Annotated in this window: 7 protein-coding genes and 1 tRNA gene; 3 read left to right on the top strand and 5 right to left on the bottom strand. The window is 66.5% G+C overall.

Going from position 1 to position 10,584, the window contains the following annotated elements; all coding sequences use genetic code 11:
• On the top strand, positions 1-300 hold a 300-nt coding region (locus AC5Y5O_RS31075; RefSeq protein WP_500028692.1), incomplete at its 5' end, for an HNH endonuclease signature motif containing protein.
• Between the two features lie 195 nt (positions 301-495).
• Positions 496-1,233 (top strand): hypothetical protein, encoded by a 738-nt coding sequence (locus AC5Y5O_RS31070; protein ID WP_096289371.1) that lies wholly within the window; start codon positions 496-498, stop codon positions 1,231-1,233.
• Here the strand turns inward: AC5Y5O_RS31070 and AC5Y5O_RS31065 are convergent.
• The 5 genes from AC5Y5O_RS31065 to lipQ form a co-directional block, all read right to left on the bottom strand.
• Entirely contained in the window at positions 1,202-3,256 is a 2,055-nt protein-coding gene (locus AC5Y5O_RS31065; RefSeq protein WP_500028691.1) for a bifunctional copper resistance protein CopD/cytochrome c oxidase assembly protein, read from the bottom strand. The two genes, AC5Y5O_RS31070 and AC5Y5O_RS31065, sit on opposite strands and share 32 nt — an antisense overlap.
• 37 nt (positions 3,257-3,293) lie before the next feature.
• The gene (locus tag AC5Y5O_RS31060; protein WP_500028690.1) at positions 3,294-5,648 is read right to left on the bottom strand and encodes a glycerol-3-phosphate 1-O-acyltransferase; all 2,355 of its coding nucleotides are present in this window, start codon (positions 5,646-5,648) and stop codon (positions 3,294-3,296) included.
• Positions 5,645-7,414, bottom strand: coding sequence for an HAD-IB family hydrolase (locus AC5Y5O_RS31055; RefSeq protein WP_500028689.1), 1,770 nt, complete (start codon positions 7,412-7,414; stop codon positions 5,645-5,647). The genes AC5Y5O_RS31060 and AC5Y5O_RS31055 overlap by 4 nt, the downstream gene beginning before the upstream one ends.
• On the bottom strand, positions 7,411-8,883 hold the full coding sequence (locus tag AC5Y5O_RS31050) for a WS/DGAT/MGAT family O-acyltransferase (RefSeq protein ID WP_096289379.1): 1,473 nt from the start codon (positions 8,881-8,883) through the stop codon (positions 7,411-7,413). The genes AC5Y5O_RS31055 and AC5Y5O_RS31050 overlap by 4 nt, the downstream gene beginning before the upstream one ends.
• A gap of 184 nt (positions 8,884-9,067) precedes the next feature.
• Entirely contained in the window at positions 9,068-10,315 is a 1,248-nt protein-coding gene (gene lipQ / locus AC5Y5O_RS31045) for an esterase LipQ (protein ID WP_096289381.1), read from the bottom strand.
• Between the two features lie 186 nt (positions 10,316-10,501).
• On the opposite strand from lipQ, the gene AC5Y5O_RS31040 reads away from it, so the two are divergent.
• Positions 10,502-10,575 (top strand) — tRNA-Arg (locus AC5Y5O_RS31040).
• Positions 10,576-10,584 lie beyond the last annotated feature (9 nt).

Below are 10,584 nucleotides of genomic sequence, written 5' to 3'. Positions count from 1 at the left end.
CTGCACGCCCACCACCTCCGGCACTGGGAAGACGGCGGCCCCACCGAACTAGCCAACCTGGTGCTGGTCTGCCCGTATCACCACCGCGCCCATCACCGCGGCCTGATCACCCTCACCGGACCCGCCGACGCGCTCACCGCCACCGACGAGGACGGCCGACCACTGAGCGCAGGATCCCTCGCACACCCGCCCACCCAACCCCCACCCGACGTCAAACCCTGCCCCGGACCCACCGGCGAACGCGCCCAATGGTGGTGGTACGACCCCTTCCAACCCCAACCACCACCAACCAACAACTAGGTTGGTTACCGGCCCCCAGCCATCGGTCCGAAGCCAAACAGGTTGGGAAATCAAGACATACGCACCGAAGCACTATGCGACCCCAATGCCCGAGCGGAAGCACACAGCAAAGAACCGTGCCAATATTCGCAGAGTGCTTACGCTCGTGCGTGGCGGGATTACTCTCCGGCGGCGCGTCGAACTTATGGTGGACGAGTGGTTACGGTCGGTGCGTTGGAGATCGTCGATGATCTCCGTGCTGCGCAATGGATGATCGAAAGGCCGCATGGCTTTGGGGAGAACGTCGGGTCGCTGGTTCCGGCCGTTTTCGACGCCTACGCCCGCGTGTTCCACCCCGCCGCCATCGGCGGGGTGACGGTGAGCTGGGCCGACGTCGCCCGCGCCAACCACAAGTTGGCGCACCCGCAGATGCAATTCAATCGGCTGATCGGTTGCGCATCGCGGTACACCCCCGGGTACCGCGCCCGACAATCCGCCGTCGTAGACGAAGCACCTTCGGTAGGGACACTTCCAGCCGATGTCGCCGCTTCGCTCATCCGCACCCTCGCGAGACATACCGCGGCCGTGGACCATTGCTGGTTTGCGGTATGGGATGGCTGGGGCGGCATCGACCTCGCATTTGACGACCTGCCGACATTTCAGCTGCCTGGTCGCGCCTACTACCTGGCTCGCGGACCACTCACCGCTGCCGCCCAGTCGGTGCAATCGCCGTCCCTTGGCCACCAGTCCGCCAACCTGTGGTGGCCCGAAGACCAAGCCTGGTGCGTGGCCACGGAAATCGACCTCGACAGCACCTACCTCGGGGCCTCGGAGGCGTGCATCGAGCAGCTGCTGGCGGACTCGGAACTTGAAGTGGCGCGCCTGGACCGGACCGCGCGCGTCGCCGCCGACAGCGACACCCTCAACCCGGCTTCCGAACCTCCCCCGGCATAGTCGATCCGGGCCCCTGAGATGCCGGCTTGGGCCCCCTCGCGAGTTCGGCCAGCATGGCGTTGTAGGCGGTCAGATCGGCGTCGTCGTCGCGGTCGGCCGCCCGGTCCAGACGCCGCGCGGTGCGCGCATCGCTGCGGGCCCACTGCATCAGCAACGCCAGCATCACGATCACAAGCGGCACTTCGCCTGCCGCCCAAGCGATTCCGCCGCCCAAGCGCTGATCGCCCAGCAGGTCGGTATGCCAACTCAAGCCCAGGGATCTGTAGTAGGCCTCCCCCAGCACGGTTGGGGTGCCCATCAGTTCCACACCGAAGAACGCGTGCATGGGCAGCGACGCGAACACCACGCCGACCTTGGCCAAATGCGGGATCGGCCGCGGCGTCGGGTCGACGCCGATGACCACCCAATAGAAGAGGTAGCCGCTGACCAGGAAGTGCACGTTCATCGCCAAATGCCCCGCGTGACTGGCCACCGCGTCGTCGAAGATAGACGTGAAATAGAGGCCATAAAAGCCCGCGACGAACAACACCGTGGCCACGATCGGATTGGTCAGGATGCGCGACACCCGGCTGTGCAGGGCGGCCAGCAACCATTCGCGCATTCCCGGCGGGTCGTTGCGACCGGCGGCGGGCAGCGCCCGCAGCGCAAGGCTGACCGGCGCGCCCAGCACCAGCAGGATCGGCGTCAGCATCGACAGCCCCATGTGCGCGACCATGTGCATGCTGAACATCGCCGGCATGTAGCGGCCGACCCCGGACGAGGTCACGAACAGCAGGGTCAGACAGCCCAGCAGCCAGGCCACGACCCGACCGGCGGGCCATTGGTCGCCTCGCCGGCGCAGCCTCAACACCCCGGCAACATACAGCGCGGCCAAAATGATTGCCGCCGTGCCGAAGACAAGATCGAAGCGCCAGTCCAGCAGGATTCGCACCACCGTCGGCGGGCCGTCGAAGTCGTAACCAATTTCGGCCTCGGGGATTGACGGCAACCGGATCGGCGGTGGTGGCGGCGGGGTGCGGCCCAGCCCGACGGCGATGCCGAACGTCACGCCGAACAGGACCGCCTCGACGAGCGCGAGCCGGATCAGGGCGCTGCGCGAACTGGGAGCACGTTGCAGCGCAACGACTCCGACGCGACGCTGACGCCACCCCAGCACACCCAGCCCACACAGCGCGACGAACTTGGCCAGCACCAGCCGCCCGTAGGTGGTGGTCAGCAGATCCGACGGCAACACTCGCACCAGGGCGTTCATCACGCCGCTGAGCGCCATCGCAACCCAGCACCACAACGCGAGCATCGAGAATCGCCGGGCCGCGAGGGCGAGGTGATCGCCGCCGCGCAGCGCATGCGCCAGCAGAGCCAACAGCCCGCCGGCCCACAAGCTGGCGCCGACGAGGTGGATCAGCAGGCTGTTGGTGGCCAGGTCATGTGAGCCGCCGGCCGACGAGTGACCGGTCAGCCCCAGCGGGATCAACGTGAGCAGCGAACCGGCGAGCAGCAGCGGCGTCCACGACCAGCGCAGCACCGCCAAGCTGGCCAGTGTGACGCCGGCGGCCAGAAACGCCGTCCACCGCCACGAGGAGGCGGTATTGACCAGGCTGGCCAGCGACCAGAGCCGCACCGGATCGAGCATCTCGGCCAACCGGTGACCGGATACGTCGGAAATGGTGAGCGGGATCAACAGTGCGGCACACACCGCCCACACGCCCGACGCGACCGTCCCGAGCCGCAGCGCGCGGTAGCCTCCGGCGTCGAGCACGCCGGACTTTTGCGGCGGCACCAGAAACGCCGCGAACAGGAACGACCCCACGGCCAGCACCGCGGCGATTTCGCCCGCCGCCCGGACGAACGGCAGGCCCAGGGTGGTCGCCGGGCCCGGATCGGGCAATCCCGTGGCGGTCAGCGCGTCGGCCAGCGACAACGCTCCGATGCCGGCGGCCGTGCAGCCGGCCAGCACCGCGACGCCGGTAAGCAGCGGCCACACCAGCTCCCTGGGCTTAGCTGCGGACTGGCCAATCGTCATACATCCAGGGTATGGCCGGGCATCGGCAAAGCCCGCGCTACCCGGCCGGGTGAGCGGCGCGCTCCTCGCGTGCCTGGAATTCGCGGGCCACGAATTGGTTGCGGGCAATGTGCTCGACGTAGCCGAAATCCCGCAGGATCGCGCGCAATTCCCGCCGGAAGGCGACCCGGCGTTCGGTGAGATCCGGGGCGGGTGCGATCAGATCCTGATCGGCGACGACCTGACGCGCGGTGGCAAAGAGCAGCGTGGACACCGACTCACTGCTGCGCACCCGGGTCTGCGCGACGTACTGCTTGCCGACCCCGAGTGCGGACTCGGTGAGTTCTTTTTGGCCGACGTCGGCGGGCGCATCGCGCAAGACGTCGGCGACGATCTCGTAGGCCTCGAAGAACACCCGCAGCATCGCGTCGGACATCAACGGCCGCTTGGCGAACAGCAGCGCATCGATCGCGGCGCCGCCGGCCGCGACGTGAGAATCCCAATCGTCATGCCATGCCATCTCTTCGGCGATGTTGTCACGGAAGGCCGTCGAATCGGCGAAGTAGAAGTCGAATTTCAGCAGATCGCGCAGCCGCATGGCTTGCGACCAGAAGGCTTGCATGCGGTCGCCTTCGGTGTGCCGGGCGTGCGCCAGGGCGAGTTCGACGATCGAGGTCTCCAGGAAGGCGTGGATGACCGAGTTCCGGTAGAACGCCGCGGCGTGCTCCTTGTCGGGGGTGATCAGCCACACTGGTTCGCGGCCGCTGTCGACGCGAGTGATCGGGTGTCCGTTGGACAGTGCGTCGACCGCCGCGCGCACCCCGTCGCGGGTGCGCAGCCGCAACGCACTGTTCGACACCGGGGTGTTCTTGCGGTCCAGGTAATCCAACGAGTCCTGCAAGGTGTGGTGGAGTTGGTCGAGCGTCAGCGCGGCACCGCGGGTGGTGAGCAGCAACGCGCACACCAAACCCGTCGCCGTTACCGGGGTCGCGCGCAGGATCCGCCACGCGACTTCGAACGACATCTTCTGCAGCGCAAGCCGTTTGGCGTCGTCGTCTTGACCCAGCGGGCCGTGCGGCGGGCCGAGGTACTGGCGCATCGAGACGGCCTCGGGGAAGCGGACGTAGATCTTGCCGTAGTTGCGTTCGCCCTGGGCCTTGATGAAGTTGTACAGCCAGAGCACGCCCTCGGGTGTCTTCTCGCCGCCCCGCGCGTAGGCCGCGTATTCGGCGGTCTCGTGCAGCTGGTCGAAGCCGATCGAAACCGGTTGCAGCAGAATGTCTTCGCTGCGGCCATCCAGATACGCGTTGGCCACATAGGACATCAGGCCGAGCTTGGGAGGCAGCATCTTGCCGGTGCGCGAGCGAGTGCCCTCGATGGACCAGCTCAGGTTGAAGCGCTTCTCGACGATGTAGCCGACGTACTCGCGTAGCACGTATTTGTAGAGCGGGTTATCGGCGATGTCGCGGCGGATGAAGATGACGCCGGAGCGGCGCAGCAGCGGACCCATCAATCCGAACGACAGGTTGATGCCGGCGAACACGTGCACCGGCGGCAACCGGTTCTCCTGCATCGCGACCGACACCACCGCGCCGTCGATGTAAGACCGGTGCGAAAACAGCAGCACCGCCGGATGTAGTTCGAGCCCGGTGCGCATCGCGGCGACCTGAAACGCGTCGTAGTCGATTTCGGGTTCGAATCCGCGGCAAATCGCCCTGGCCAGAACGGAAACCAGGTCCACCGACACCCGGCTCCATCCGGTGGCCAGCTCGTCGAGCATCTTGCCTGCTTCCTCGACCGTGGCACCCGGAATCTTTTTCAGTCCCGCACGAAACCGCGTGGACGCCAAGATCTCCGGCTTCATCAACCGCGGAGACTTGTACTGCGGGCCCAGGATGCGGTATTCGGCCCGCTCCAACGCCAAAAGGGCTCGGCGCGTGACGAATTGGGCGAAGTCCCGTTCATCCCCGCCGACAGTGGTATCGCGCCACTGCTCGCGGAGCTCGGACATCTTGGCCGCTTCGCCGGTTACCACCCGGGCACGGTGGCGATCCTTGTGCAGGATCTGGCGCTGCCGACGTTGGTTGGGGTGGTACGGATCCCAGCCGGGAAGCAGCCCGGCCAGCTTCGCGGCCCTGCCGCGATCGGGAGCCGGCAGCCAAAACACCCGTACCGGCACGATCGAGCGGTCTTCGCCGGACTCCAGCTGGTCGACAAGCAGATTCAACGCTGTCGGTGGCGCGCCGCCGGGAGGAAGCTTGAGCACGTCGAACTTCACATCCGGATTCCGGGCTCGCTGCTGACCCAGCCATTCCATCACCAGCTGCGTCTCGATGCCGGACTCCATGGACGCCAACACCAGCGAATCTTGCGCGGTCAGGACTGCGCTGGTGTCTGCGGCCGGTTGTGTCACGTGCGCCCTCTGGGCCGAGACGTAGACTCGGCACCGCCGGGCTGGTCCGCACCGGGCTGCGCTGCCTCACCGTCTTTGAGAGCGACCTTTGATTCGTTCGGATTCGGCTGCGCCGGTTGCGAATTGGCTGCGGGCTTTGCAGCTTTGGCCGCAGACTTCCGGGGTGCGGTCTTCTTCGCAGGCGCTTTCTTCGCCGGGGCTTTGGTTGCCTTCGTCGCGGTGGCCTTCGGCTTGGCCGCTGCCTTTTTGGCCGCCTTCTTCTCGGCGAACAACTCGGCGTCCGGCACTTCGTCTTCAGGCCAGTTGGCCAAGGTGTCCAGATAAAGCTGACGCACCTCGGCGATGTGCTCAGGCAGCGTCTCAACTGTCCAGTCCGCCACCGAGATCGGCGGGAACACCGCGACATCGACCGTGCCCGGGTTGATCGTGGTGGAGTTGCGGGCGGCGACGATCTCCGCGTTGCGAATCACGATGGGCACGATCGGAATTCCCGCTGCCATCGCGATGCGAAACGGCCCCTTCTTGAACGGCCCGACCTCGGTGGTGTCGATTCGGGTACCTTCCGGGGCGATCAGGATCGACAGGCCCTTCTTGGCGCGCTCCTCAACTTCGGCCATCGTCTCCATCGCGGCGATGGGGTCATCGCGGTCGATGAACACACCATCGGTGAGCTTGCCAAGGGTGCCCACCAGCGGGTCCTTCTGCAGCTCCTTCTTGGCGACGGCGACCCAGTTGTCGCGCACCAGCGCACCGGCGATAACGGGGTCAACCTGGTTGCGGTGGTTGAAGATAAACACCGCGGGACGCTGTGCGGTCAAATTCTCTTTGCCGATGACGTTCAGACTGACGCCGCTGGCTCCCAACAACGTCTGGGGGAACATCGAGGTGAAGAAGTTCACCCCACGCCGCCGGCTCAGCGTCGCCAGCCCGACACCCAGTGCGCCGGCCGCGACCGGGAACATCGAGCTGATGCCCGCCAGCGTGCGCACTTGTGGCCGGATGCCCACGCTGCCCCGGCTGTTGAATTCCAGGACCGGCCAACCCCGGCGCTTGGCGACGGCGGCCATTTTTCCCTCGGGGTTGGTGGGCCGTGGGTTGCCGACCAGGTACATCAACGCGACATCCTCATCGCCGTCGGCGTAGAAGTAGCTGTCTTTCAGGTCGATGTCGTGCTCGGCCGCAAACCGTTGTACCGCATCGGCTTTGCCCGGCCCCCACAATATCGGCTCGACGACCTCGCCGGTCAGCATCCCGTCGTCGTTGACCGCGAACTTGTTGGTGAGTGTGTTGGCGATCCCGAGGAAACGGGCTACCGGATTGACCTGGATGGTCAGCGCCGACGAGCTGAGCACCACGGTGTGACCGCGAGCAACGTGGGCACGCACCAGCTCGCGCATCTCCGGGTAGATGCGCGACTCGATCCGTTGAGCGAAGAGCCGCTCGCCGATCTCGTCCAGATCGGTCAGCATCCGGCCGCGCAGCGCTTCGGATGCCTTACTGATCAGATCTTCGAACTCGAGACGCCCGAGCCGGTGGTTCAGGCCGGCCTGGACCATGCTGAGCAGCTCGCCGACGCCCATGTCTCGCCGGCGCAAGCGTTCCTGGGTGAGGATGACCGCGGTAAACCCGGCGACCAGCGTTCCGTCCATGTCGAAGAATGCACCGACTTTGGGGCCGGGGGCACTGGCACGGATTTCGGCGACCGAGCCTGGCAACCGTAAATCCTTTGGCGGCGTTGGTACCCCGCGATCTTTGGCGGCGCTCATGAGCCCGACACCGATTGCGCCATCGCACCGGGTTGCGCAGAAAACGACGCCGGCACCGCGTGCGGCGCCGGATCACCGGCCAGCGCGAGAATCTCGTTGAACCCCTCCAACAGGCATTGAGCGAACAAGGCTTCCTTTCGTACCGATGCTCTGTCGTAGCGCACCGTGATGGTGCACCATCCGCCACGCGAAATTAGCACCACCATCATCGCCACGCCGGGAAGTGGTCCGATACCGTACTGCCGCAACACCTTTGCGCCGGCGATGTAGGTGTCGCCCGGGTAAACGGGGACATTGCTGGCCTGCACGTCGGCGCCGACCACCGAGCCGGTGATCCCCTCCAGCACCGCCGTAGGGAGCACGCTGAGCACCGGCGCCATCGAGCCGATGATGTTCATCGCGGGTTCGTCTCGCCGCTGCGTCATCTGGGCGCGGATCTTGCGCATCCGGGAGACCGGGTCGCCGGCACCCACCGGCGCCGACAGGTTGACGCCGGTGAACCGATTGCCACCAGCGGTGTCAGCGTCGGCTCGCAGGCTGACCGGGACCGCCATCGGCAGCGAGCCGATCGGGACGCCGAGTGCTTGGTGGTAGCGCTGCAAGGCGCCGCACAGCCCGGCCAGATAGGCGTCGTTGATCGATCCCCCGCCGGCTTTCGCGGCCTTATGCAAATCGGCGAGCGGGATGTCGATCGCTTCGGAACGGGTGGCCAGACTGCGCCGGCGCAGCAGCGGCGAGGGCTCGGCGGCCCGGTTGACCACCCGGATGCCGGAAATGGCGTAGTTCACGATCCCCGACACCGTCGATACCGGTTCCATGAGCACGCGCCCGGCTGCCGACACCGCTCCGGAGACCGCGCCCACCACACCACCGATCAAAGCGAACGGCAAGTGGGTGAAGCCCTCTCGCATCAGATCGTTGGGCGAGAGATCTTGCGGGACCGGCAGCGGCGGCGTCGGCCGGGCCGGAGGATCACGCTCGAGGTCATAGATCTCGGCGAACATCTCGACGCCGCCGACGCCGTCGGTGACGGCGTGGCTGACGTGCAACAACGTTGCGGCCTTGCCGTCGGGCAGGCCCTCGACCAGCGTCGCGGTCCACAGTGGCCGCGAGATGTCCAGCGGCGACTGCAGGATCAGCTCGGCGAGATCGAATACCTCGCGCAGCGTGCCGGGTTCGGACACGCGCACCCGCCGCACGTGGAAGTCCAGGTTGAAGTCGGGATCCACCACCCAGCGCGGATTGGCCGTCGGCAGCGTCGGCACCACGACTTTCTGCCGCAGCCGCAACACCTTTCGCGACGCGTTCTCGAATCGGGTGCGGAACCGCTCCCAGTCCGGCGTGCTGTCGAGGAGTTCCAGCGCCATGATGCCCGACCTGGTCCGTGGGTTCGCTTCGCCTCGATGCAGCAAGTAGTCGACCGGCCCGAGCTCGTCGGACAATCCGATGCCCCCCTCGGGCTCAGTCATGATCGCCGCATCGACGCGCCAACCTTGTCACCGCCGTCAAGCCTCCTGCCTCAGCTCCGCCAACCGGATAGCTCCACCAACGCTAGTCGCGTTGACCCGCTGGTGAAAGGCACGATTCAGTGGCCGCGGCAGGCGCGGCGAACCGTCGGATGAAACGTTGTGGCAGGCAGTTGATCTGCGCGACTCAACTGGCCGACGTCGCCGACAGCGACCACGAATCGAGCAGCGCGGTGGCCCGGCGCCCGTAGATGATGCCCAAGAAGTCCGCGACGGCCTGGGCGGCCAGCCGCGAGCGGGCAGTGGACAAGATGTCGAATGCGTGGTGAGCGTTGGCCAGCTCGGCGTACGCCACGAGCGGGGCTCCGGCGTCGCGCATCGCGGCGCAGAACGTGCGCGCCTGCGTGCAGGGAACCAGTTCGTCCCGCTCGCCGTGCAGCACGAAGAACGGGGGCGCTTCGTCGTGCACGTAGTTGATCGGCGACGCCGCGGCGAAGCGCTCAGGGGTTTCGGCGTATCGAGCGCGCATGACGAACTGCTCGAGGAACGGCAGCATCAGTTCGTGCATGACCTCGGCGTTGGTGAAGTCGTAGACGCCGTAGTAGGGCACCGCCGCCTGGACCGTGGTGTCGGCGTGTTCGAACCCGGGCTGAAACCGTGGGTCGTTGGGCGTCAGCGCGGCCAACGAGGCCAGATGGCCACCGGCTGAGCCGCCGGTGATCGCGATGAAGCTAGGGTCGCCGCCGTAGTCGGCGATGTTCTCGCGGACCCACGCGATCGCCCGCTTCACGTCGATCAGGTGCGCCGGAAACGTCGAACGCGGGCTCTTGCTGTAGTCGATCGACACGCAGATCCAGCCGAGTTCGACCATCCGGCTCATCAGGGTGTAGGCCTGGCCGCGTTTGCCGTTGACCGCCCACGCCCCACCGGGAACCTGGATCAGCACCGGCGCGCGACGGCCCGGCGCCAGGTCGTGACGGCGCCAGATGTCCAATAGGTTGTCCCGACCGCCCGGGCCATACGAAATGTCCGATGTCTGAGCGGCATAGCGCGCGTGCGGCCCCGGCCGGTGCAACAGGCCGCCGCGGGGCACGCACTCGGAGGCTTCGAAGGCCGGGTGGCTCACCAGATCGGCGTAATCCGGCCCGAACGACTCGGTGAGGCTGGCGGTGAGCGTTTGCTCGGCCCGCTGGCCGGCCCAGGAGGCCCCCACCCGTCCGATGGAGGGGGCCGAGATCCGCGACAACGCATGCCCGGTAACCACGTGCGGGGGAAATTCCGTCGACAACCAACCGGCGAACCAGCCCAGGGCGAACGGTGATCCGCGCAGCAGCAGACCCGCGGCCCGAGTGGCCCCTCTGGCGTCTGCTACCAGGCGGAACGCCTGGGATCCCGCCCTCGCGTACCGCGCAGTCATACTCATGGCCACGCCCATTGAACTGGTCTCCTCGACCCTTGTGCACACGCCTCGTTGCGGTTAACAGCTGTTTACCAGCTGGTGTTGTACGTGTGTCGAGGTTCTATACGATAACTGATTTCGTTAGCGGTGCAAGGCTTTTCGCGCGTGTCGCGTCGGCGAGTCGGGGTGTTGTCGTTTGTTGGATAGACTGACCTGCGCATTGCCTCCGTAGCTCAGGTGGATAGAGCAAGGGCCTTCTAATCCCTAGGTCGCACGTTCGAGTCGTGCCGGGGGCACTCCGTTTG

The sequence above is a fragment of the Mycobacterium sp. NGS40 genome (assembly GCF_059812735.1).
Note: the sequence above shows the minus strand (reverse complement) of the source record. Positions and strands in the feature narration are given on the sequence as shown.

Excerpts from the sequence above, each read along its gene's own strand:
- AC5Y5O_RS31065 (WP_500028691.1), bottom strand. The coding sequence starts at position 3,256 with ATGACGATTGGCCAGTCCGCAGCTAAGCCCAGGGAGCTGGTGTGGCCG.
- AC5Y5O_RS31055 (WP_500028689.1), bottom strand. The coding sequence starts at position 7,414 with ATGAGCGCCGCCAAAGATCGCGGGGTACCAACGCCGCCAAAGGATTTA.
- AC5Y5O_RS31050 (WP_096289379.1), bottom strand. The coding sequence starts at position 8,883 with ATGACTGAGCCCGAGGGGGGCATCGGATTGTCCGACGAGCTCGGGCCG.
- lipQ (WP_096289381.1), bottom strand. The coding sequence starts at position 10,315 with ATGGGCGTGGCCATGAGTATGACTGCGCGGTACGCGAGGGCGGGATCC.